The 22,848-nt window shown below is 37.3% G+C and carries 23 protein-coding genes and 3 rRNA genes; 1 reads left to right on the top strand and 25 read right to left on the bottom strand.

Annotated features, from left to right (window positions below):
• Positions 1–96 precede the first annotated feature (96 nt).
• The gene (gene trhA, locus KTQ83_RS04840; RefSeq protein WP_186998737.1) at positions 97–753 is read left to right on the top strand and encodes a PAQR family membrane homeostasis protein TrhA; all 657 of its coding nucleotides are present in this window, start codon (positions 97–99) and stop codon (positions 751–753) included.
• A gap of 44 nt (positions 754–797) precedes the next feature.
• On the opposite strand, the gene rseP is transcribed toward trhA, so the two are convergent.
• The 25 genes from rseP to KTQ83_RS04715 all read right to left on the bottom strand — a co-directional run.
• Complete coding sequence (gene rseP, locus KTQ83_RS04835) at positions 798–1,871, bottom strand: RIP metalloprotease RseP (protein ID WP_217256265.1); 1,074 nt, start codon at positions 1,869–1,871, stop codon at positions 798–800.
• Positions 1,872–1,882: 11 nt separating this feature from the next.
• Positions 1,883–2,650, bottom strand: coding sequence for a phosphatidate cytidylyltransferase (locus tag KTQ83_RS04830; protein ID WP_117925387.1), 768 nt, complete (start codon positions 2,648–2,650; stop codon positions 1,883–1,885).
• Entirely contained in the window at positions 2,647–3,339 is a 693-nt protein-coding gene (locus tag KTQ83_RS04825) for an undecaprenyl pyrophosphate synthase (protein WP_244975775.1), read from the bottom strand. The genes KTQ83_RS04830 and KTQ83_RS04825 overlap by 4 nt, the downstream gene beginning before the upstream one ends.
• A gap of 40 nt (positions 3,340–3,379) precedes the next feature.
• Positions 3,380–3,925, bottom strand: coding sequence for a ribosome recycling factor (gene frr / locus KTQ83_RS04820; protein WP_186998734.1), 546 nt, complete (start codon positions 3,923–3,925; stop codon positions 3,380–3,382).
• Between the two features lie 11 nt (positions 3,926–3,936).
• On the bottom strand, positions 3,937–4,647 hold the full coding sequence (gene pyrH / locus KTQ83_RS04815; protein ID WP_003865905.1) for a UMP kinase: 711 nt from the start codon (positions 4,645–4,647) through the stop codon (positions 3,937–3,939).
• A 103-nt stretch (positions 4,648–4,750) separates the two neighbouring features.
• On the bottom strand, positions 4,751–5,641 hold the full coding sequence (gene tsf, locus KTQ83_RS04810; protein ID WP_186998733.1) for a translation elongation factor Ts: 891 nt from the start codon (positions 5,639–5,641) through the stop codon (positions 4,751–4,753).
• Positions 5,642–5,665: 24 nt separating this feature from the next.
• Complete coding sequence (rpsB, locus tag KTQ83_RS04805; RefSeq protein ID WP_217256263.1) at positions 5,666–6,571, bottom strand: 30S ribosomal protein S2; 906 nt, start codon at positions 6,569–6,571, stop codon at positions 5,666–5,668.
• A 144-nt stretch (positions 6,572–6,715) separates the two neighbouring features.
• Entirely contained in the window at positions 6,716–7,591 is an 876-nt protein-coding gene (gene xerA / locus KTQ83_RS04800; RefSeq protein ID WP_117925397.1) for a site-specific tyrosine recombinase/integron integrase, read from the bottom strand.
• The gene (trmFO, locus tag KTQ83_RS04795) at positions 7,584–8,882 is read right to left on the bottom strand and encodes a methylenetetrahydrofolate--tRNA-(uracil(54)-C(5))-methyltransferase (FADH(2)-oxidizing) TrmFO (RefSeq protein WP_217256262.1); all 1,299 of its coding nucleotides are present in this window, start codon (positions 8,880–8,882) and stop codon (positions 7,584–7,586) included. Before trmFO ends, xerA begins: the two co-directional genes overlap by 8 nt.
• Positions 8,882–11,014, bottom strand: coding sequence for a type I DNA topoisomerase (gene topA / locus KTQ83_RS04790; RefSeq protein WP_217256261.1), 2,133 nt, complete (start codon positions 11,012–11,014; stop codon positions 8,882–8,884). Before topA ends, trmFO begins: the two co-directional genes overlap by 1 nt.
• Before the next feature lie 55 nt (positions 11,015–11,069).
• Positions 11,070–11,801: a DNA-processing protein DprA gene (gene dprA, locus KTQ83_RS04785; protein WP_186998732.1), complete on the bottom strand. Its 732-nt coding sequence runs from the start codon at positions 11,799–11,801 to the stop codon at positions 11,070–11,072.
• A gap of 32 nt (positions 11,802–11,833) precedes the next feature.
• On the bottom strand, positions 11,834–12,442 hold the full coding sequence (locus KTQ83_RS04780; protein WP_217256260.1) for a ribonuclease HII: 609 nt from the start codon (positions 12,440–12,442) through the stop codon (positions 11,834–11,836).
• On the bottom strand, positions 12,432–13,280 hold the full coding sequence (gene ylqF / locus KTQ83_RS04775) for a ribosome biogenesis GTPase YlqF (protein WP_217256259.1): 849 nt from the start codon (positions 13,278–13,280) through the stop codon (positions 12,432–12,434). The genes KTQ83_RS04780 and ylqF overlap by 11 nt, the downstream gene beginning before the upstream one ends.
• Positions 13,280–13,954 carry a signal peptidase I gene (gene lepB / locus KTQ83_RS04770; protein WP_117925411.1) on the bottom strand — a complete coding sequence of 225 codons (675 nt, stop codon included), beginning with the start codon at positions 13,952–13,954 and terminating at the stop codon, positions 13,280–13,282. The genes ylqF and lepB overlap by 1 nt, the downstream gene beginning before the upstream one ends.
• 85 nt (positions 13,955–14,039) lie before the next feature.
• Positions 14,040–14,387 carry a 50S ribosomal protein L19 gene (gene rplS, locus KTQ83_RS04765; protein WP_117571589.1) on the bottom strand — a complete coding sequence of 116 codons (348 nt, stop codon included), beginning with the start codon at positions 14,385–14,387 and terminating at the stop codon, positions 14,040–14,042.
• 119 nt (positions 14,388–14,506) lie between these two features.
• Positions 14,507–15,229, bottom strand: coding sequence for a tRNA (guanosine(37)-N1)-methyltransferase TrmD (gene trmD / locus KTQ83_RS04760; RefSeq protein ID WP_117925412.1), 723 nt, complete (start codon positions 15,227–15,229; stop codon positions 14,507–14,509).
• The gene (gene rimM, locus KTQ83_RS04755; RefSeq protein WP_118116173.1) at positions 15,226–15,714 is read right to left on the bottom strand and encodes a ribosome maturation factor RimM; all 489 of its coding nucleotides are present in this window, start codon (positions 15,712–15,714) and stop codon (positions 15,226–15,228) included. The genes trmD and rimM overlap by 4 nt, the downstream gene beginning before the upstream one ends.
• Positions 15,715–15,752: 38 nt before the next feature.
• The gene (locus tag KTQ83_RS04750; protein ID WP_003865918.1) at positions 15,753–16,001 is read right to left on the bottom strand and encodes a KH domain-containing protein; all 249 of its coding nucleotides are present in this window, start codon (positions 15,999–16,001) and stop codon (positions 15,753–15,755) included.
• Positions 16,001–16,270 carry a 30S ribosomal protein S16 gene (gene rpsP, locus KTQ83_RS04745; protein WP_117571593.1) on the bottom strand — a complete coding sequence of 90 codons (270 nt, stop codon included), beginning with the start codon at positions 16,268–16,270 and terminating at the stop codon, positions 16,001–16,003. Before rpsP ends, KTQ83_RS04750 begins: the two co-directional genes overlap by 1 nt.
• Before the next feature lie 96 nt (positions 16,271–16,366).
• The gene (ffh, locus tag KTQ83_RS04740; RefSeq protein ID WP_186998727.1) at positions 16,367–17,785 is read right to left on the bottom strand and encodes a signal recognition particle protein; all 1,419 of its coding nucleotides are present in this window, start codon (positions 17,783–17,785) and stop codon (positions 16,367–16,369) included.
• Between the two features lie 34 nt (positions 17,786–17,819).
• On the bottom strand, positions 17,820–18,323 hold the full coding sequence (locus KTQ83_RS04735) for a GNAT family N-acetyltransferase (protein WP_117925418.1): 504 nt from the start codon (positions 18,321–18,323) through the stop codon (positions 17,820–17,822).
• Positions 18,308–19,240: a glycosyltransferase family 2 protein gene (locus KTQ83_RS04730; protein ID WP_217256258.1), complete on the bottom strand. Its 933-nt coding sequence runs from the start codon at positions 19,238–19,240 to the stop codon at positions 18,308–18,310. The genes KTQ83_RS04735 and KTQ83_RS04730 overlap by 16 nt, the downstream gene beginning before the upstream one ends.
• A gap of 93 nt (positions 19,241–19,333) precedes the next feature.
• Positions 19,334–19,447 (bottom strand): 5S ribosomal RNA (gene rrf, locus KTQ83_RS04725).
• 60 nt (positions 19,448–19,507) lie between these two features.
• A 23S ribosomal RNA gene (locus tag KTQ83_RS04720) occupies positions 19,508–22,406 on the bottom strand.
• Positions 22,407–22,631: 225 nt separating this feature from the next.
• A 16S ribosomal RNA gene (locus KTQ83_RS04715) occupies positions 22,632–22,848 on the bottom strand; the annotation flags it as partial.

The following is a 22,848-nucleotide window of genomic DNA, read 5'->3' as shown; positions in this document are numbered from 1 at the left end:
CTCTAACTAGTGTATTATATCAAAAAAATCACATAAAATATATCTAGTATCCATTTCTAGATTGTATATTATTTATTATTATGTTATAGTACGTGTATGAATAAGAAAGATAGTATGAGGTATGTTTATCCACTTTGTTTTGGTGAAGAAGTAGGAAACTGTATCACACATGGAGTTATGGCACTTTTGATTCTATTTGCACTTCCATACTATAGTGTTCGTGCCTATTTACAAGGCGGAGCAATCAAAACATTTGGAACAGCGGTATTCTTGATTTGTCTGCTCTTTATGTTTACAGGGTCTTGTCTTTACCATAGCATGCCACATGAGACAACACACAAATATGTATTTAGAAAATTAGATCACATTATGATCTTATTGGCTATTGCAGGAACTTATACGCCCATTTGTCTAAATCTTATGAACAACTGGAAAGGATATACAATTTTAGCTATCGAATGGATTATGGTAATTGCAGGAATCTTATTGAAATCGATTGCGACGAAAAGTTATCCTAAACTTTCAATGGTAATCTATATGGTCATGGGTTGGTTAGCTATCTTTATCTTTCCTACGCTAATCAAAGAAACTCAACCTATATTTATCATTTTGATTGCCTTAGGTGGTGTTATGTACACCATGGGTACTTTCTTTTATTCAAAACCACAAAAAAGATATTTTCATTTTGTATGGCATATCTTCATCATTTTAGCTAGTATTTGTCACTTATTAGCTATCCTATACTTTATGTAGAAAAGAACCTATATCTTGGAATTTCCAAAATATAGGTTCTTTTTTTAAAACAATCGTACGATATCATTATATGTTGCGTATAAAAACAGCAACATCAAGAGTACAAAACTTGCCATGATGATATTTTCTACTACTTTTGTGGAAACTTTTCGTCCAATTAGTTTTTCAATCAATAAAATCAAGATTCTTCCCCCATCAAGTGCTGGAATGGGAATAGCATTAAAGATTCCAATATTTAATGAAATCAGCGCAAACAAGCTAAAATACATGTCCAATCCATATTGTACAGATTTGCTAGTAACATTTAAAATGCCAACGGGACCTGATAAGTTTTCTAATCCCTGTCCATGAATGATCATATTCAAAGATTTAAATATAGTTGTTGCACTATCCCAGGTATTTTGACAGCCAACCCATAAAGATTGATACCAAGGAATCTTCTTCGCATATGCAATCGCCTTATAGCCAAGTGTATAGCCTTCCATATCCTTATCATAAGATGGAGTTAGCGTAGTTTCAAATGTTGTGCCATCACGCTTTACAGTTAAGGTCAATGTATCATGATGATATTGAATAAACTCTAAAATTTCATATTGTGTTTTAGGTTGAATACTGTTTCCATCTTCACTTTGAACTTTAACGATGTGATCATTTTTTTCTAGACCTGCTTTTTGTGCCACAGAATCCTCTTCGACTACATAGACAACTGGTTTTGCGTCTTCTACTACATAGCCTTGAGCTAAGGCCACACCCATATATATGATCCATGCCAATAAAATATTCATCATAATACCAGCAATCATGATGCAGACTTGTTTCCATTTTTCAATACCGTTTAAACGTCTATTTTCCGGAACATCCTTTAGCCAGCTATCTTCTTCGCTTTGTGAGCCATCTTCTTCACCAGCCATCATTACATAGCCGCCAAAAGGAATAGCGCGAATTGAAAAAGCAGTCTCTTTTCCTTGTTTTTGATAAAGACATGGTCCCATACCAATAGAAAATTCTTTACAGTAAACCCCAAAATGTTTAGCAACTAAAAAATGTCCTAACTCATGTAAAATGACAATCACACTTAGCATCACGACAAATGCTATTATACCTATAATAAAATCCATTCAAATCCCCCTTAGAGAATGATTGTATATAAAACACTAAATACCATGATATTTAATAATAGTGAATCTACACGATCTAAAACACCACCATGCCCTGGTAAAAGATTAGAAAAGTCTTTTACAGCAAAATGACGTTTAATAGCACTAAAACACAAATCTCCAAGTTCTGCAGTAATAGGACATACTAAACATAAGAATGTATTTAAAACTGGGTTTAAGTTTGATACGTAGCTAAAACTAACCACAAAACTTAATACAGAACCAAATACAATTCCTCCCACAAAACCTTCCCAACTCTTTTTAGGTGAGATCCTAGGATTCATTTTGTGCTTTCCAATAGCTCGACCCACAAAATAAGCTCCTGTATCACTTCCATATGTAGCAAAAACAATCGTCCATAGGTACTGATGTACGTTTGCGATTTGTCCTACCGCATGATAAACAAGGGAGAAAATTGTAACATATGAAATACACACAAAGGAATCTATGATTGAGTAGTTTTCAACAAAAACAACAAGACTCCATAAGAATACAACAATCAGTGTCATAACAACGAAAAAGTATTTATCCGGTAAAACCCTTGTTAAAACGACAGCTAAAGCACTGAGTGGAAGAACATATTTAGGCCAGCTTTTAAAATGTGGCTGAATATGCATCCATTCATATGCACCTGCACAAACAATAAATAAGGCAAGAGATTCTAACCAATATCCTCCAAGAGCTACTGGTAGTGCTACAACAAGAATGATACCTATAGCGGTAATTATTCTTTGTTTCATGAAGTTAAGCCTCCAAATCTGCGATCTCTTGAAGCGAATTCGTCTAGACAATCTTTTAATGCTTTTTCATCAAAATCAGGCCATGCGACTGGTGTAAAAATTAATTCCGCATAGGCGAGTTGCCACAACAAATAATTCGAAATACGAAGTTCTCCACTTGTACGAATCATCAGATCAATGTCTTCTGGTACAAATAAATATTTTGAGAACTCTTCCTCAGTTAAATCGTTTTCTCGTTTACCTTGAGCAACCTCATCCGCATATTTTTTCATACCAAGTAACATTTCTCTTCGCGAACCGTAATTAATGGCTAAACATAATTCTAATCCAGTATTATCCTTAGTCATATTTATAGCCTTATTAATTACATATTGTGTTGTTTGTGGGAATTTTTCTAATTCACCGGCAAAAGTCACACGAATGTTCTTTTCCATCAATTCATTAATAAATTTATTAAAAAATAATCCTGGTAATTTACATAAATAGGAAACTTCATCTTCTGGTCTTTTCCAGTTTTCTGTTGAAAAAGCATATAGAATCAATTTTTGAATTCCCATATCTTGTGCAGCTAAGGCCACAGTACGAATTGTATCCGCACCCTTTTTGTGTCCTGCCGTTCTTGGTAAGCCTCTTTTTTTGGCCCAACGACCATTACCATCCATAATTATAGCTACTGTTTTTGGTGCCATAAAAACCTCCTTTTTAAAAAAGTCCAAATCAAGTTTGGACTTAGACATTTAATATTTCTTTTTTCTTTGCTTCACAAATTGAATCAACATCTTTAATGTATTTGTCTGTTAATTTTTGTGATTCTTCTAATGTTTGTTTTTGTTCGTCTTCTGGAAGTTCTTTATCTTTTTTAATGGCATCGTTCGCATCACGACGTACGTTACGAATCGCAATCTTAGCTTCTTCACCATATTTTTGTGCATCTTTAGCTAATTCTTTACGACGATCTTCAGTTAATTGAGGAACTTGAATACGAATGACATCTGCTTCTGCTTGAGGATTCAATCCTAAGTTAGCAGCTTGAATTGCGTGTGCAATATCTTTAATGATTGAACGATCATAAGGTTTAATAACAAGTTGTGTACCTTCAACAACAGAAATCTGAGCCATCTGGTTGATTGGTGTCATTGCACCATAATATTCAACTTGTACACGTTCTAACATTTGTCCACTGGCACGTCCAGTACGGATTTGACGAAGGTTTGATTCTAAATTATCAATAACACCCATCATTTTTTCTTCTGCATTTAATAAAATATCACTCATTTTAATTCTCCTTATTTCTTTTTAGTGATTGTTGTACCGTTAACTTCACGGCGAACTGCTTTGACAATATTACCAGGTTCATTCATATTGAAAACAACTAAATCAATATCATTATCCATGCACATACTAATAGCTGTTGAGTCCATGACTTGTAAGCCCTCGTTTAATACGTCCATATAATTTAGTGTATCGTATTTCTTAGCATTTGGATTTTTCTTTGGATCTGAATCATAAACTCCATCAACACCATTTTTAGCCATTAAGATAACATCTGCATTGATTTCAGATGCACGTAATGCTGCAGTTGTATCTGTTGAGAAGTATGGAGAACCTGTACCAGCTCCAAAAATAACGATTCTTCCTTTTTCCAAGTGACGTAAAGCACGTCTTAAGATGAATGGTTCTGCAACCTTTTGCATTTCAACAGCTGTCTGCACTCGAGTTTGAACGCCTTCTTGTTCTAATGCATTTTGAACAGCTAAAGCGTTGATTACAGTACCTAACATACCCATATAATCGGCTTGAGCACGGTTCATTCCCATTTCAGCCATCATCTTACCACGAATGAAGTTGCCACCACCGACAACAATTGCTAATTCTACTCCTAATTTTTGTACTTCTTTTAACTCTTTTGCCAATCTTTTTAAGATTTCTGGATCAAAAGCAGCTTCAGGGCTAGATAAAGCTTCGCCACTTAATTTTAATAAAACACGTTTATACATACTATTGCTCCTTATTGAATTGTCACAACAATTATACACTATATTACGCTATTTAAAAAGAAAAACCCTTGGAATTTCCAAGGGTTTTAAAGTAAAAGATAAATTACTTAGCCATTTGAGCAGCAACTTCTTCAGCAAAGTTTTCTTCGCGTTTTTCGATACCTTCACCAGTTTGGAAACGTACGAAAGTTACTACTTCGGCTTTGTTGTCTTTCAAGAATTGAGAAACCTTAGTTTTAGGTTCTAAGAAATATTCTTGATCCAATAAGCATTGGTCTTTAAAGTGTTTGTCAACTTTTCCTTTTAAGATTCCTTCCAATACTTTTTCTGGCTTGTTAGCCATGTTAGGATCAGCCTTCATCATTTGTAATTGAAGTTCACGTTCGTGTTCAACTTCTTCACCTGGTACTTCAGCTTGAGATACATATTTTGGAGCCATACTAGCAACTTGCATTGCTAAGTTTTTAGCTACAGTAGCATCTTGAGTCCCTTTAACAACTACAACAGCAGAAATTGATCCACCCATGTGCATGTATGAACCGAAGATTTCATCATCTGCTTTTTCAATAACAGCAACACGACGGAAAGAAATTTTTTCTCCGATAGTAGCTGTAGCGTTGATGATTAAATCATTGATAGTTCCTTCAGCAGTTTGAATATTTAAAGCTTCTTCAGTTGTAGCAGGTTTGTTTGCAAGAATTGCTTCTTGTAAAGTATCCATTAAACCTAAGAATTGTTCGTTCTTACTTACGAAGTCAGTTTCTGAGTTAACTTCGAATAATACAGCAGTGTTTCCACTAACAGCAACACGAGTTAAACCTTCAGCAGCGATACGTCCTTCTTTTTTAGCTGATTTTGCGATTCCTTTTTCACGTAACCAGTCAACAGCTTTTGCAATGTCACCTTCACATTCAGTTAAGGCTTTTTTGCAATCCATCATACCAGCACCTGTTTTTTCGCGTAATTCTTTTACTTGAGCAGCAGTGATAGCCATTTTAGCATCCTCCTATATTTTTTATTATTCAGCAGCTTTTGCTTCTTCAGCTTTTGCAGCTGGTTTTACGTCATCATTTTTCTTATTGAAAGGACGACGGTTTTTACGTTCGAAGTTACGTTTTCTACGTTCTTCATTTCTTTGACGACGACGACGTTCGTTTTCAGCGATTTGTGCTTCAACATTTTTGATTACGTCTTCCATAGTTACATCATCTTCAGTTTCATCTAAGTAAGCCAGTTCTAATAGACCACCCTTAGCATCAACGATAGCGTCTGCTAAGATTGTTGTAACTAATTTGATTGAGCGAACTGCATCATCATTAGAAGCGATTGCAAAATCAGCATCTTCTGGATCACAGTTTGTATCTAACATAGCGAATACAGGGATTCCTAATTTTTTAGCTTCAGCGATTGCATTGTGTTCTTCTTTTGGATCAATAACAACTAATGCATCTGGAAGTTTCTTCATTTCTTTGATTCCACCTAAAGAACCTTCCAATTTAGCTTTTTCTTTACGTAAGTTAGCTTGTTCCTTCTTAGTGTAAACTTCGATTTTTCCGCTAGCTTCCATTTCTTCGATTTCTACTAAACGTTTAATACGTTTTTGGATTGTACGGAAGTTTGTTAATAAACCACCTAACCAACGTTTGTTAACGTAGAAAGATCCTGAACGTAAAGCTTGTTCTTCAACAACTTCTGCAGCTTGTTTCTTTGTTCCTACGAACAATACTTTTCCTCCACGTTCGCTAATTGCTTTTAATTCATTGTAAGCAGCTTCGATTTGTGCTTGAGTTTGGTTTAAATCTACGATATAAACCCCGTTGCGACTTGTGTAGATGAATGGTTTCATCTTTGGGTTCCAACGGCGAGTCTGGTGACCAAAGTGAACACCGTTCTCTAACATTTTCTTCATTGATACGATTGACATAATAGTCCTACCTTTCCGTTTCTCCTCCATCATTTCAGACGCATGCAACACTAATGTGCACGGGCACACGAATCCATGATGTGTGTTATAAGCGCAATCACGCGCTTTTACATTATAGCAATAACCTTTTTAACTTGCAAGATGTTATTTTTCAAAAGGGTGCGCTTTTTTATAAACCTTCACTAACTGCGCTGTAGTCACATGCGTATAAATTTGTGTTGTTGATAAAGATGAATGTCCTAGTAACTCTTGAACAACACGAATATCCGCTCCATTATCTAATAAATGTGTCGCAAAACTATGTCTCAACATATGTGGATGCAATTTCATATGCATTCCAATGGCTTTGGCATGTTTATCCATTAAATACTGAATACCACGAGAAGTTAATTGTTTACTTCTTAAATTCACAAATACATGATCATCCACTGCATATTTTGACCAAAAACTATTTTTATATTCCCACAATTCTTTTTCAAAACCTTGATAAAAAGGTACAATGCGATCTTTATCCCCTTTACCTCGAATATGCACGATTCGATTGTTTAAATCAATTTGATTCCATTCCAATGCAACACATTCACTAACACGTAATCCACATGCATACATCATCGTAAATAATATGCGATCGCGATATTGATCTTCTTTGGCGTCATTATAAGAATTTAAAAATTCCTGAATTTCTTCTACAAATAAAAAATCTGGAATTTGTTTTGACTTCTTTGGTGTCTGTATCCCTAATAAAGGGTTTTCATTGATACCCATATACTCTGCCAAATACGCATAGAAAGAACGATATACACTCATTTTACGTGCAATCGAACTGGATTTTAAATGATCCAATGTAGCTAGAAAATTCATAAAAGTCAATCTATCACACGATTCAAAAGAATCAATAGATTGACTTAATAAATATTCTTTATATTGGTTCAAATCATTTTTATACGATTCGATAGTTTTATCTGATTGCGTATTCTTTCGATATATATATTTTAGAAAACGATCAATCAACTCATCCATTGACTTGTTCCTGAATTTCTTGAATACGAGAAAGTGCCTGAGCAGCAAATTTTTCTTTACGCTCATGTTTCTTACATTTTTCGTTTAAATGCATAATGCCAAAGTTTGCATTCATTGGCTGGAAATGTTTTGGATCACAATGCGTAATATAGTATGCTTGTGAACCCATCACACAAGTATTTCCAAAACAAATTGGTTCTTTACCTTGCATATACAACGACATATTGATTCCGGCAATCAATCCGGATGCACAAGATTCAACATAGCCTTCAACTCCAGTTAATTGTCCGGCAAAGAATAAATCATCACGTTTCTTTGATTGATATGTTTCTTTTAAAACAATTGGACTTGATAAATAAGAATTTCGATGCATAACACCATAACGAGTAATTTTCAAATTTTCTAATCCAGGAATCAAAGAGAAAACTCTTCTTTGTTCAGGCCAAGTTAAATGTGTCTGGAAACCAACAATATTGTACATACTTGCAGCTACATTATCTTGGCGTAACTGAACTACGGCAACTGGATGTGAATCCTTGTCTTTTTCCAATCCCACCGGCTTTAATGGCCCAAACAACATAGTCTTCTTTCCACGACGTGCCATTTCCTCAATGGGCATACAACCTTCAAAATATGTTTCTTTTTCAAAATCGTGCAAATTCACACATTCTGCATGAATCAATGCATCATAGAATACTTCAAATTCATCCGCATTCATCGGACAGTTGATATAACTTGCTTCACCTTTGTCATAGCGAGACTTATAGTAGGCTTTACTAAAATCGATCGAATCCTTTTCAATAATAGGTGCTGCTGCATCATAGAAATGGAAAGTATCTTCAGAAGTGAAATCATGTATAGCCTTCGCTAGAGAATCACTTGTCAAAGGTCCTGTTGCGATAATGCATGGTCCTTCTGGTAAAACTGTCATTTCTTCATTAACAACTTCGACCAATGGATGATTTTTGATTGTATCAGTAATATATTGTGAAAAAGTCTCACGATCAACTGCCAACGCACTTCCAGCTGGTACAGCATGCATATCTGCTGATTTCATAATCAATGAATCCATTTGGCGTAATTCCTCTTTTAAAATACCAACCGCATTATTCATCGCATTGGATCGAAGTGAATTCGAACACACAAGTTCCGCAAATCGATCTGTATGAAAGGCTGGACTTTCCTTTTTAGGACGCATTTCAATCAATCGAACCGGAATATTTCTTTTTACGAGCTGCCATGTTGCCTCACACCCGGCAAGTCCTGCTCCTACAACCGTAACTTGTTCCATTATTTATCTTCCTCTGTTTTCTTAGGTTCTTTTTTTATATAGTGGCATTTTGGATAATTTGAACAACCAATGAAAGTTGTCCCAAAACGTGATTTTCTTCTGACAAGCTCATGTCCACACTCCGGACAAATTTCACCTGTTGGCTCAGGTTTCGCCTTCTTTTTCAAAGATTCGATAGTTTTGCATTCCGGATAATTTGAACATGCCCAGAACTGGCCATAACGCCCTCTTTTAATCACCATCTTAGCTCCGCAGTTCGGACAGATTTTTTCTTCTTTTGCCTCTTCTGGAAGTTCTTCTTCATCATTTTCAGTGTAGCGACATGTTGGAAAGTTAATACAAGAAATAAACTTACCAAAACGACCATTACGATAAACAAGCTCTCCACCACATTCAGGGCAAATACGTCCTACACGTTCTAATTCCTTCTTTGGCATTTTTTCATAGGCATCTTCTACAAGTGGAGCAAATTTATCATAGAATTTGTGCATGTAAGATACAGAGTCCTCGTTCCCTTCGGCAATTTCATCCAAAGTTTTTTCCATATCTGCCGTATATTCTACGTTAATGATACTTGAGAAATACTGTTGTAGTTTTTCATTTGTCAAAATTCCCTGCTCACTAGGAATAAATACCTTCGTCTTTGAAGTTTCACTTGTCTTTTCTAATGAGGCATAGCCACGTTTTTGTAAAGTATCAATAATTGTCGCATATGTACTTGGACGACCAATTGACTTTTCTTCAAGATCTTTAATCAGGCGTGCTTCTGTATAACGTGCTGGTGGTTCTGTAAAGTGCTGCTTTGAAGTTGGAGTTACATTTTTTAAAACTTCATTTTCTTCCATCTTAGGAAGTAAAGCATCGCTTTGTTTTTCATATTTAGAATATACTTTGTAGTAACCATCAAAAGTCATAGTTTGTCCGCTTGCACTAAATTCTAAATCGTTGTTTGTGATTTTAACACTGGTCACATCATATACAGCATCTTTCATTAAGGATGCCAAAGTACGCGCATAAATCAGTGAATATAAACGATATTGATCATTCGTTAAATGGTCTTTGATGGATTCTGGTGTACGATTAATGTTTGTTGGTCGAATGGCTTCATGTGCGTCCTGCGTATTTTTACCATTCTTTTGATGTACATGTCCAACATATTCTTTACCATATGTATTTGTGATGAATTCCTTGGCATCTGAAACGAAAATATCAGATAAACGTGTTGAGTCCGAACGCATATACGTGATCAAACCTTCCATATTTCCGCCTAGATCAATACCTTCATACATTTTTTGAGCTACACTCATTGTTTTCTTTGCGCCAAATCCTAATTTTGTACTGGCTTCCTGCTGCATAGTCGATGTTGTGAATGGAAGTTTAGGTTGTTTCTTTTTCTGCTTTTTAGAAATCGATGAAACAATATATTCTCCATTACATCTTTCTAACAATGCTTTAGCTTCTTCTTCATTTTTGATTTTAGGCTTTTTACCTTCAACCTTCACTAAATCTGCTTCAAATGCTTTATTCTGCTTTTTACATTGTGCATGAATCGTCCAATACTCTTCTTGTTTAAACGCCTTGATTTCATTTTCACGATCAACAATCAATTTCAACGCCACAGATTGCACACGTCCTGCAGATTTAGACTGGATTTTATTCTGCAGCAATTTACTGAGTTTAAACCCAATAATTCGATCTAACATACGACGTGTTTCTTGTGATTTCACAAGGTCCATATCAATTTTTCTTGGTTCTTTCATAGCTTCAAGAATTGCAGGTTTCGTGATTTCATGGAAAACAATACGATTATTGTCTTCTGTATTTAAATCTAATACACGTGCTAAATGCCATGCGATTGCTTCCCCTTCACGGTCCGGGTCACTGGCAAGATAGATATCTTGTGCTTTAGAAGCGTACTCTTTTAATTCTTTCACTATTTCTTTTTTCTCTTTGCTAATTTTATATTTAGGTTCGAAATCATGATCTACATCAATTCCTAAACCTTCTTTTCCGCTTGTCGCCAAATCACATACATGGCCTTTGCTGGAAACAACTCTGTATTCTTTTCCTAAATATTTTTCAATCGTCTTCGATTTGGAAGGCGACTCCACAATAACTAAATGTTTTTTCATTTGTTCCCCCATATTCACGCTATATAAAACATTAAAAATTTCAATTTGTCAATCCTCAGATATCATCAATGTCTTTTATATCCACCAAAATATTGGCTCCATTACTAATCAAGTAGTTACATCCTTGATACTTTTTATCTTGAAAAGCTGTAGGCACACAATAAATAGGAACACTCAATTCGAGACATTCATTCACAGTAATCATTGTTCCACTTTTATAGGTTGCCTCAATCACAACTAAGTTGCTGCTTAAAGCGGCAATCAAGCGATTTCGCCATGGAAAGTGATAAGCCAAAGGCTTCACATGCATAGGATATTCACTAATGATCAATCCGCTTTTTTTTATCCTTTCAAATAAAAATGCGTTTTCCTTTGGATAAATCACATTAATTCCACAACCAAGCACACCAATTGTTTTTGATGCATTCAAATGGGCCCTGGCATCAATACCTTTGGCAAGCCCAGATACAATGACATACTTGGATTGGAGCCTTTGTACAATTGTATCCGTATTTTGCAGTGCCTGCGCTGAACAGTTTCTAGCTCCTACTATACCTACACCTTTTTCTTTCAACAAACAAACATTACCCTGATAAAAAATAATCCATGGCGGATATCTTAAATGTTTAAAGGCTTCAGGATACATCTCATCAACGATTGTAAGATAAGGATATGGATATGCAATGATGGAATAGTTTTCGTGTGCCTTTATCGCATTGCCAATTTTCTTCCAATCTCCATCATATTGGATGGCATACCATAAAATAGCTTCTCTTTTTATTCTCATATACTCATATACGAAAAAAAAGAGACTTTTAACTAAAAAAGTCTAATTTCTTCAAGTTTTTTTACAGGACCATAACTTCTTCGATAGAAATCCTGTAATCCATACTTGTTTAAAGCTTCAATATGCGCTTTTGTCGGATATCCTTTGTGTTTGGCTAAACCATACTGTGGATACATTTCATCCAACTTTTTCATCCAGTGATCACGCGTAACTTTCGCTAAAATACTTGCCGCCGCAATAGACAATGATTTTTGATCTCCCTTCACAATAGCTTGGTAAGGTTTATCAATATCTGGTAATGGCATCGCATCACTCAACACAAAATCACATTGTGCTTTATTGGCAATCTCCATCATAGCTTCTTGTGTTGCACGATAGATATTTTTCCTATCAATCGTCTTTTCATCTACAACTAAAATTTGATAGTACAAAGCATCCTGAATAATTGTTTTAAACAACTCTTCTCGCTTTTTTTCACTCAATTTTTTAGAATCATCAATTAACGCATTTTGATATCCCTTTGGAAAGATAACACCTGCTACCATCAATGGACCGGCAATAGGGCCTCGCCCTGCTTCGTCCATACCAAGTACACTTTGATTTTGATCCCAGTAATCATTGTCCAAAGGTCTATCCAACATGTGGTTTCTCCCAAGTAATCAAGCCACACTTATTTTCACGAATATCTTTGACAAAACTTAACATCAAACGATTTTCATCAATTTCACCCTTTAATAAATAACCACGTTTTATGGCGATATTCTGTAATGTTTCATAAGGCGTATCCGCAATCTTGACATGATATACTATATCAAAGATTTCAGGTTTTTCCTGCATTAAATATTCACACGCAAATAATGCCAAATCGTCCATATTTACAACTTGATCTTTTACTGAACCCAATAGAGCAAGTTTTAGACCTACTTGTTGATCTTCAAATTTTGGCCATAATACACCCGGCGTATCTAATAGCTCAAGTGTTTGACCTACTTTAATCCATTGAAGACTCTTTGTCACGCCTGGACGGTCACCAGTTTGCGCCGCTTTACGTTTCGCAAACGTATTAATAAATGTGCTTTTACCTACGTTAGGAATTCCACACACCATGGCACGCAAAGCTCTAGGCTTCATTCCTCTACGTTTTTGTCTTTCAATTAAATTGATACATAATTCGTTCGATGCCTTAATCAATTGTTTCGAGAAATTTTCATGAATAAAATCCAATGCTAATACTTTTTGATTCTCTGTTTCTAAGGCATTTACCCATTGTTTGGTAAGTTCTTTATCAGCCTTATCTTTTTTTGACAAAAGAATCAAACGCGGTTTATTTTGAATCAATTGATCCAACATTGGATTCTTACTGGCATCTGGCATTCTTGCATCACGAATCTCAATCACAAAATCAACTTTTTTTAAATTCTCTTCCATTTGCCTTTTTGCCTTGGTCATATGACCTGGAAACCATTGTACGTTTGCCACTAATCTTTCACTCCTATATCTGAAATTGGTAACAAGACTAACATCTTCTTGGCAAAGATCTGTGATTTCTTAACAGGACCTACATAGCGTGAATCTTTAGAATAAGGACGATTATCTCCCATCACAAAATACTCATCTTCACCTAATGTAACTTCTTTAAAATCAATATAAGTTCGATCTTCAAAATCCGGATTATAATTACGTTTATTCTCTTTATCATTAGAATTAAACACTTTATTAAACCATTTACAATTATTCTCTTCCATGAATGATTGACGATAGTCCGGATCTATATATTTAGTCTCATCCAATACTTTTCCATTAATATATACAACATCATTTACACAGCTTACAGTTTCACCTGGTAAGCCTATTACACGTTTTACCCAATGTGTTTTCTGTCCCTCTTCTTCCATGGTTACAACGACTATATCCCCTCGTTCTACACCATTCAATAATACGCCTCCAACATTGGTAAATCCAAATTCACCATCTTTCAATGTTGGATACATACTTTCTCCATCTACACGAACTGGATGTGCCACAAAGTTCACAAACAATAAAATCACAATGGCACTAATGACAAACACTTTAACAAAATCAAGTATATCTTCTAGTAAAGTACGTTCGTCATCTTCATTGTACCTTAGCTCGTTTTTCTTTGACTTCTTCATATAATCTCTAACCCCCTAAATGTTATAAATCTATTATAAAGCTATTTAGAAAAAAAAGCCTGAAAATCAGACTTTTTTTAAACAATTAACGAACTTCTTTTAAACGAGCAGCTTTACCTGAACGGTTACGTAAGTAAGATAACTTGTTACGACGTACTTTACCGTGACGAACTACTTCAATGTGGTCAATGATTGGTGAGTGTAAAGGGAATTTACGTTCAACACCAATTTGGTTAGAAATCTTACGAACTGTGAATGTTTCAGAGATTCCTCCACCTGCACGTTCAATTACAACACCTTCGAATACCTGGATACGGCTCTTGTCACCTTCTTTGATTTTAACGTGAACACGAACAGTACTACCAGAACGGAATGCTGGAATATCAGTCTTCAATTGTGATTTTGTTACTTCATTAACTAATCCTAAGTTCATTTTCTATTCTCCTTCTTTTCTAATATTTGGTTATCAGTTCATTCGCACAATGTGCCAGCGGAACTACCTATGCGTAAACGCCTATTAATATTACCATGTCAATAGATTTTGCGCAAGAATTATTTTTTGATTTTTAATACTGAATCGACTACTTTTTGATCTTCTTTATTTAAATTTAAATTTTCTAATAAATCCGGACGATACATCGCTGTTCTTTTTAAAGACTCTTCATGTCTATACTTCTTGATGTTCGCATGATGACCACTCAATAATACATCTGGAACTCTTTTTCCATCATAGATTTCTGGCCTAGTATATTGAGGATATTCTAAAAGTCCATTTGAGAAAGAATCATCATCACTGGAATCTTGGCGAATAACACCCGGTAAAATACGTAATATGCAATCGCACATGACCATACATGCACTTTCACCACCAGTTAGTACAAAGTCCCCTAAAGACATTTGAATATCTACATAATCACGAATTCGTTCATCAAATCCTTCATAGTGACCACAAATAAAAATTAAATGTTCCTTTAAAGATAATTCCTTTGCGATGGATTGATTAAATGTCTTACCTTGAGGTGTCAATAAAATAACTGTACTATTTTCTGTACGAATGGATTCTAATGCATCTAATATAGGCTGACACATTAATACCATTCCCGCACCACCACCATATGGTGTATCATCCACGTGTCCATGTTTTTCTTTTGTGAACTGACGAAAATCGATGGTTTCAAACTCAAATAAATCTTTTTCTTTGGCACGCTTTAAAATACTTGTTGTCATTAAAGGTTCAAAGTATTCTGGAAATAATGTTAATACAGATATTTTCATCGTAAGCCTTCCATTTCGCGAATTGTGATTTCATGAGCTTCTTTGTTCACATCAACAATAAATGCAGGTACAAAAGGCAATAAGAAACTATTCCCTTTTGATTTTACACGAAGTACTAGATTGGCACCTGTTTCTAAAATATCCACAACTTCTCCAAGCTTTTCTTTTTCTTCATTATAAACAGTACAATGCATTAATTCATGATAATAATATTGACCTTCTTCAAGTTCAGGCAAATCCTCTTGGGCAATAAATAAATTTTTTGTTTTCAATTGTTCTGCTTTTTCAATTGAATCAACACCTTCAAAATAACAATAGCCAAAACCCTTTTGTTCGCGATAACGCACAACGGTTAATGTACGACCATCTTCTAAATGTAATACTCTACCTTTTTCAAAACGATGCTGCGGATCATCTGTCACAAGATATAATTTACATTCACCCTTAAGTCCATGCGTATTAATGATTTGAGCTACTTTTATCATATGTTCCTCCTAAAAAAATCAGGATGTGAAATCACATCCTAATACGCTTCAAATTTTACTGAAATTCTTTTGTGTACATCACGTGCCGCAATAGACATCATTTGACGAATACTGCTAGCCATAATTCCCTTACGGCCAATTAAACGTGCAACATCTTCGCTGTTGGCATATACATACAATAAAATTTCATTTTCATTTGTTGTTGCCATTGTTTTTACAGATAATGCTTTTTGATCATCTACAAGTGGTAAACAAATGTCTAATAATGTTTTTTCTAAATCAATCATTATTTTGAACTTTTAGCTTCGTGCATTTCTTTTAAAACACCTTCGTGTGATAAAATTGAACGAACTGTATCAGTTGGTTGTGCACCGTTGCTTAACCATTTCTTTGCTAATTCTTTGTCTAAAGTCACTTTTTCTTCAGCTTTAGTTGGGTTGTAAGTACCAATTTGTTCGATAAAACGACCATCACGAGGACTACGTGAATCAGCAGCTACTATACGGTAGAAAGGAGCTCCCTTTTTACCCATTCTTTTTAAACGTAATTTAACCATATTTAAATTCCTACCTTTTCTAATTTATTAAAGCTCATAAAGAATAACATGAATAAAAAAGGGTGTCAAGTATTTTTACTTTACACCTTAATTTTTTTATTTTTTCTTCTTTTTCTTTTTTGGTTTCTGTTTTTTACTACCAGAATGCTTTGACATTCCAGGCATTCCGCCTCCACGCTGCATATTCTGTAGTGCAGCCATATCAGGAAGTTTTACCTTACCACTCATCATCTTTGTCATCATTTGCATCTGTTCTAATTGATTAATCAAACGATTGACATCCATGACTTTAACTCCTGCACCCTTGGCAATACGATTCTTTCTTGATGCTTTTAAACATGATGGATTTTCACGTTCATATTCTGTCATCGATAAAATAATGGCTTCACTCTTTTTCATCTGTGAATTCATTTTTTCATCATCTAAATTTTTAGCTACCTTATTAATACCAGGAATCATATTCATCATTTTCTGCATAGATCCCATTTTAGAAACCTGACCTAATTGTGCTAATAAATCATTGAATGTAAAAACACCCTGTTTCATACGTTCAGCCGTTTTTTTCTGAACTTCAATATCTAATTTATCTTGAGCCTGCTCAACTAAAGTGACAATATCTCCCATTCCCAAGATACGATCTGCCATACGATCTGGGTGGAACTCTTCTAAGTCATCTACTTTTTCACCATTTGACACAAATAATACAGGTACGTTTGTGATAGAACGAACTGATAACAATCCACCACCACGTGCATCGCCATCCATTTTTGTAACGATCAATCCTGTTACAGATAATTGTTCATTAAATTCTTTTGCGACAGTCACAATATCTTGACCTGTCATCGCATCTACAGTTAATAAAATTTCATCAGGAACAACAAGATCCTTCATTTGTTGAAGTTCCTGCATTAATGCTTCATCAATGTGTAAACGACCAGCCGTATCGAAGATCACTAAATCTTTTTGACGATCTTTCGCATAGGCCAATGCCTGTCTTGCTGTTTCAACCGCAGATGTTTCTGGTCCACAAGTAAATACTTCTACATCAATACTTTTTCCTAATGTCTGTAACTGCTCAATAGCTGCAGGACGCACAACGTCACATGCTACTAATAAAACACGACGTGCTAATTTGTTTTTGCAGTAATTCGCAATCTTTGCACTTGCTGTTGTTTTACCAGTACCCTGTAAACCAACCATCATAACCGTAGTCATGCCTTGCTTTTTAAAGTGAATACGAGCATCTTCTTCACCTAATAATACTTGCAATTCATCATGTACGATTTTAACAACCATTTGACTAGGATTTAAAGAATCTAATACTTCTTGTCCTAGTGCTTTTTCTTTTACGTTTTCGACAAAGCTCTTTACTACTTCGTAATTAACATCTGCCTCTAATAATGACATGCGCACTTCTTTTAACATGTCATTCATATTTTTCTCAGTCAGTTTTCCCTGTCCTGAAATATTTTTAAATGCTTTATTTAAACGTTCACTTAATGATTCAAATGCCATAAATTATAATCTCCCCAAACTGTTATAAGTTTATCTAATTTTTATTTAAATTACAATGGAAGGCCAGTCGACTTTGTCCATTTTTTAAATAAATTGTACCCACATGTTTAAATCCATGCTTCAACATGAAATTTTGCATGGGCTTGTTGTCCACATGTGTGTCCATCCGAATATTATCAATCTTAGATTCACAATATTCTAAAACGATATCAGCCATATGCTTTTTTAAACCTCGTGTTGCGATACGATGAATAACACCATACGGTTCATCATTTAGCCATTGGCCATCATATATTTTATTGTAACAAGGATCAATACCACAATAAAACACAAAGCTGGCTTGAATTCCATCTTCATCTACTAAAACATACATTTCTTTTTTTTCAATATCCTCAGTCAATATTTCTCTTGATGGATATCCATTTGTCCATTGATTTGTATTTCCTGTAGAAACCATGAATTTTCTAGCTCGTTCATAGATTTCTAATAAAACAGGCATATCCTCTAGAGTTGCCTTGCGAATTAATTCTCTTGCCATTTTAAAGACCATCCAAACTTTACACATGCGATGAAACGCCATACAATATATCCAATACGATAGAATATGTTAATTTTTGACCAATCAATTACAGCCGGTACATAGACAGGTTGTTCTTTTCTAGAATAGAAAAAAATCAAAGTATATAGAATTACCATATCACTATTATAAAAATTAATATCGTAATAAAAATTTTCTTTAGGAAACAATTGATGTAAACAAAGCTCCTGATATTCATAGGCTGCGCGCATTTCATACGCCTGTACAAGATCCATGTGATCGGTTAAAGATCCTGGACGTTTAACGTAATGATAATAACAGTTAGGTATTATTGAAACGCGTTTTGCGTTATAGATTGCTTTAAAAACTGTGTACGTATCTTCGAATCCATTTTTCACATCTGGAAATTTAACGTCTTTAAAACAAGAAGCCGCATATAGTTTTCCCCAAGGGTAATTATTAATACCTTTATTTTGACTCAATGCTCTTAATGCAGATAAAGAATCCATGTTTTTTTTACACATTGGACTCACTGGTATTGATAATCCTTTATACTCAATACGGTATCCACAAGTAACAATCTCACTATGCGTTCTAATAGCTTCATTTATCATTTTTTCAATCATATGCGGATTTACATAATCATCACTATCAACAAACAAATAATAATCCCCAGTTGCCTTTTCTAATGCTCGATTTCGAGTTGTAGAAATACCAGCATTTTCATAGCTATAAACATGAATAAAGTCATAATTAAAAGCATATAATTCGGCAATATCCAATGATGAATCTGTTGTTCCATCATTAATAATAATGATTTCTATATTTTTGTATGTCTGTAAAAGAATAGATTCCAGACATTTCGATAAATATTTTTCCACATTGTATACTGGAATCAATATACTCACTTTATACATGAACGGCCTCCTTAAATGCCATAATACAATATCCCTTTGTAAAGAAAATATCAAATTTATATATAAGAATCAACAAAAATCTAAAAAAAAAGGACCCGGCAGCTAGCTATCTTCGCAGGGGCAAGCCCAACTATTGTCGCCGTGAAAGTGCTTAACTTCTGAGTTCGGGATGAGTTCAGGTGTGTCCACTTTGCTATCGCCACCGGATCTTGAGTTCTCTTTCGATCCCTCAAAACCGAACAACTATTCTGAAGAAATTCCATATTCCTGATTAAGTCCTCGACCGATTAGTACCAGTCAACTCCGTACATCACTGCACTTCCATCCCTGGCCTATCTACCTTATCGTCTTTAAGGGGTCTTACTTCTTGCGAATGGGAGATCTCATCTTGGAGTAGGCTTCGTGCTTAGATGCTTTCAGCGCTTATCCTTTCCCTACTTAGCTACCCGGCTATGCCCCTGGCGGAACAACCGGTGCACCAGCGGTAGGTCCATCCCGGTCCTCTCGTACTGAGGACAGCTCTCCGCAGATCTCCTTCGCCCACAACAGATAGGGACCGAACTGTCTCACGACGTTCTGAACCCAGCTCGCGTACCGCTTTAATGGGCGGACAGCCCAACCCTTGGAACCGAATCCAGCTCCAGGATGCGATGAGCCGACATCGAGGTGCCAAACCTCGCCGTCGATGTGAACTCTTGGGCGAGATCAGCCTGTTATCCCCAGGGTAGCTTTTATCCGTTGAGCGACGGCCCTTCCATTCGGCACCGCCGGATCACTATTCCCGACTTTCGTCCCTGTTCGACTTGTTTGTCTCACAGTCAAGCACGCTTCTGCAATTGCACTCGACGATTGGTTTCCATCCAATCTGAGCGTACCTTTGGGCGCCTCCGTTACTCTTTGGGAGGCGACCGCCCCAGTCAAACTGCCCACCTGACACTCTCCCCGTACCTGTTCTCGATACCAGGTTAGAACCCCGGTCACACAAGAGTGGTATCCCAACGACGACTCCTCGTACACTGGCGTGCACGTCTCTTTGTCTCCCACCTATCCTGTACATGTATGACCAGAATTCAATATCAGGCTGCAGTAAAGCTCCATGGGGTCTTTCCGTCTAGTTGCGGGTAACCTGCATTTTCACAGGTACTAAGATTTCACCGAGTCTGCTGCCGAGACAGCGCCCAAATCGTTACACCTTTCGTGCGGGTCAGAACTTACCTGACAAGGAATTTCGCTACCTTAGGACCGTTATAGTTACGGCCGCCGTTCACTGGGGCTTCGGATCACTGCTTCAGATCGCTCTTAACAGATCCTCTTAACCTTCCAGCACCGGGCAGGTGTCACCCCCTATACTTCGTCTTGCGACTTCGCAGAGAGCTGTGTTTTAGTTAAACAGTCGCTTGGGCCTCTTCACTGCGGCTTAATTGCTTAAGCACTCCTTCTCGCTAACTTACGGAGTCATTTTGCCGAGTTCCTTGGCAACAGTTCTCTCGCTCACCTCGGGATTCTCTCCCTGCCCACCTGTGTCGGTTTTGGTACGGGCCGCATATGCATTGCCAGAAGCTTTTCCTGGAAGCCGTCATCATGTGCTTCGCTACTTTCCTAAGATTTCGCTTACCTGTCACGCTCTAGCCTTTTGGTTACCGGATTTGCCTGGTAACCAGCCGCTTCGCTTCGCCCTCAATCCATTAAGAGGGTCACACTATCCGTCTCCGTCACTCCTTCGCTCCATATACGGGTGCAGGAATCTTTCGCCTGCTTTCCATCCACTACGCCTTTCGGCCTCGCGTTAGGTCCCGACTTACCCAGGGCGGACGAACCTTCCCCTGGAATCCTTGGGCTTTCGGTGTGTAGGATTCTCACCTACATCTCGCTACTCACACCGGCATTCTCACTTCTATACAATCCACCGCTCCTCACGGTACGGCTTCTGCTCGTATACAACGCTCCCCTACCACTATAGTTTCCTACAATCCGCAGTTTCGGTATCAGGCTTAGCCCCGGTACATTTTCGGCGCAGGGTCACTCGACTAGTGAGCTGTTACGCACTCTTTAAAGGATGGCTGCTTCTGAGCCAACCTCCTAGTTGTCTGGGCATCCCCACATCCTTTTCCACTTAGCCTGTATTTTGGGACCTTAACTGGCGGTCTGGGCTGTTTCCCTCTTGACCATGGACCTTATCACTCACAGTCTGACTGCCGGACATCCTTAATGACATTCGCAGTTTGATTGTATTCAGTACCCCGGGATGGGGCCATCACACATTCAGTGCTCTACCTTCACTAAGGTTCTTTCCGACGCTAGCCCTAAAGCTATTTCGGGGAGAACCAGCTATCTCCGGGTTCGATTGGAATTTCTCCCCTAGCCACAAGTCATCCGCTAACTTTTCAACGGTAGTCGGTTCGGTCCTCCATTGAGTTTCACCTCAACTTCAACCTGCTCATGGCTAGATCACCCGGTTTCGGGTCTGCAACATCCTACTTTCGCCCTCTTAAGACTCGCTTTCGCTTCGGCTCCGGTCTTTCCTCCTTAACCTCGCAGTCTGTCGCAACTCGCCGGTTCATTCTACAAAAGGCACGCCATCACCCCTTAACGGGCTCTGACTTCTTGTAGGCATACGGTTTCAGGTTCTCTTTCACTCCGCTCCCGCGGTTCTTTTCACCTTTCCCTCACGGTACTGGTTCACTATCGCTCACTCGTTTATATTTAGCCTTGGCGGATGGTCCCGCCTGCTTCCGACAAGATTTCTCGTGTCTCGCCGTACTCAGGATCCCATTAGGCTTCGCTCGGATTTCGGTTACAGGGCTTTCACCTTCTTCGGCCGGGCTTTCGATCCCGTTCTCCTATCCTCGCTCTTGCCATATCATGGTCCTTCAACCCCGGTCCTTGGACCGGTTTGGGCTTCTCCCCTTTCGCTCGCCGCTACTCAGGGAATCACTGTTGTTTTCTTTTCCTCCGGCTACTTAGATGTTTCAGTTCGCCGGGTACCTCTCTTGCAGGCCATGTATTCACCTGCAGATGACAGCTCATGTCTGCTGCCGGGTTCCCCCATTCGGACACCTCCGCTTCTTCGCTTCCTTACAGCTTCACGGAGCTTTTCGCAGTTTGGCGCGTCCTTCTTCAGTTTCGAGTGGCAAGGCATTCGCCGTACGCCCTTCCTTACTTAATCAGTGGTTCTCGTGTGTTTCGAGATGTTCTTTTTCAAGAACTGTTTTTTACTGTTTTCTCAGTTTATCTTACAACTTACGTTTTAGACCTTTTCTGTTATGTCTTTTCTTCTTAGTTGCTCAGTTTTCAAAGATCGATTCCTCTGAGAAGTCTATGACCTCTCAAAACTAAACAGGATCTCATACTCCCTTTTCCTTCAATTTCCACGTTTCTTCTTTCTCCTTAGAAAGGAGGTGATCCATCCCCACGTTCCCGTAGGGATACCTTGTTACGACTTAACCCCAGTCATCGGTCCTGCCTTCGACGGCTCACTCCCCGAAGGGTTATGCCACCGGCTTCGGGCATTACCAACTCCCATGGTTTGACGGGCGGTGTGTACAAGGCCCGAGAACGTATTCACCGCGACATGCTGATTCGCGATTACTAGCGATTCCAGCTTCATG

This window comes from Holdemanella porci (assembly GCF_019052655.1).
GTDB lineage: Bacteria > Bacillota_I > Bacilli_A > Erysipelotrichales > Erysipelotrichaceae > Holdemanella > Holdemanella hominis.
The sequence above is the reverse complement of the archived record's forward strand: the minus strand, read 5'-3'. Positions and strand labels throughout refer to the sequence as shown.

Coding starts and splice junctions, on each gene's coding strand:
- trmD (WP_117925412.1), bottom strand. CDS start 15,229: ATGAAAATATCTGTATTAACATTATTTCCAGAATACTTTGAACCTTTA.
- rpsP (WP_117571593.1), bottom strand. CDS start 16,270: ATGGTTAAATTACGTTTAAAAAGAATGGGTAAAAAGGGAGCTCCTTTC.
- frr (WP_186998734.1), bottom strand. CDS start 3,925: ATGAGTGATATTTTATTAAATGCAGAAGAAAAAATGATGGGTGTTATT.
- KTQ83_RS04730 (WP_217256258.1), bottom strand. CDS start 19,240: ATGTATAAAGTGAGTATATTGATTCCAGTATACAATGTGGAAAAATAT.
- topA (WP_217256261.1), bottom strand. CDS start 11,014: ATGAAAAAACATTTAGTTATTGTGGAGTCGCCTTCCAAATCGAAGACG.
- KTQ83_RS04780 (WP_217256260.1), bottom strand. CDS start 12,442: ATGTTGGATAGACCTTTGGACAATGATTACTGGGATCAAAATCAAAGT.
- rplS (WP_117571589.1), bottom strand. CDS start 14,387: ATGAACTTAGGATTAGTTAATGAAGTAACAAAATCACAATTGAAGACT.
- dprA (WP_186998732.1), bottom strand. CDS start 11,801: ATGAGAATAAAAAGAGAAGCTATTTTATGGTATGCCATCCAATATGAT.
- ffh (WP_186998727.1), bottom strand. CDS start 17,785: ATGGCATTTGAATCATTAAGTGAACGTTTAAATAAAGCATTTAAAAAT.
- rpsB (WP_217256263.1), bottom strand. CDS start 6,571: ATGTCAATCGTATCAATGAAGAAAATGTTAGAGAACGGTGTTCACTTT.
- KTQ83_RS04825 (WP_244975775.1), bottom strand. CDS start 3,339: ATGGCACCAAAAACAGTAGCTATAATTATGGATGGTAATGGTCGTTGG.
- KTQ83_RS04735 (WP_117925418.1), bottom strand. CDS start 18,323: ATGGCAAGAGAATTAATTCGCAAGGCAACTCTAGAGGATATGCCTGTT.
- trhA (WP_186998737.1), top strand. CDS start 97: ATGAATAAGAAAGATAGTATGAGGTATGTTTATCCACTTTGTTTTGGT.
- rseP (WP_217256265.1), bottom strand. CDS start 1,871: ATGGATTTTATTATAGGTATAATAGCATTTGTCGTGATGCTAAGTGTG.
- tsf (WP_186998733.1), bottom strand. CDS start 5,641: ATGGCTATCACTGCTGCTCAAGTAAAAGAATTACGCGAAAAAACAGGT.
- KTQ83_RS04830 (WP_117925387.1), bottom strand. CDS start 2,650: ATGAAACAAAGAATAATTACCGCTATAGGTATCATTCTTGTTGTAGCA.
- pyrH (WP_003865905.1), bottom strand. CDS start 4,647: ATGTATAAACGTGTTTTATTAAAATTAAGTGGCGAAGCTTTATCTAGC.
- KTQ83_RS04750 (WP_003865918.1), bottom strand. CDS start 16,001: ATGATTGATTTAGAAAAAACATTATTAGACATTTGTTTACCACTTGTA.
- xerA (WP_117925397.1), bottom strand. CDS start 7,591: ATGGATGAGTTGATTGATCGTTTTCTAAAATATATATATCGAAAGAAT.
- rimM (WP_118116173.1), bottom strand. CDS start 15,714: ATGATAAAAGTAGCTCAAATCATTAATACGCATGGACTTAAGGGTGAA.
- lepB (WP_117925411.1), bottom strand. CDS start 13,954: ATGAAGAAGTCAAAGAAAAACGAGCTAAGGTACAATGAAGATGACGAA.
- trmFO (WP_217256262.1), bottom strand. CDS start 8,882: ATGGAACAAGTTACGGTTGTAGGAGCAGGACTTGCCGGGTGTGAGGCA.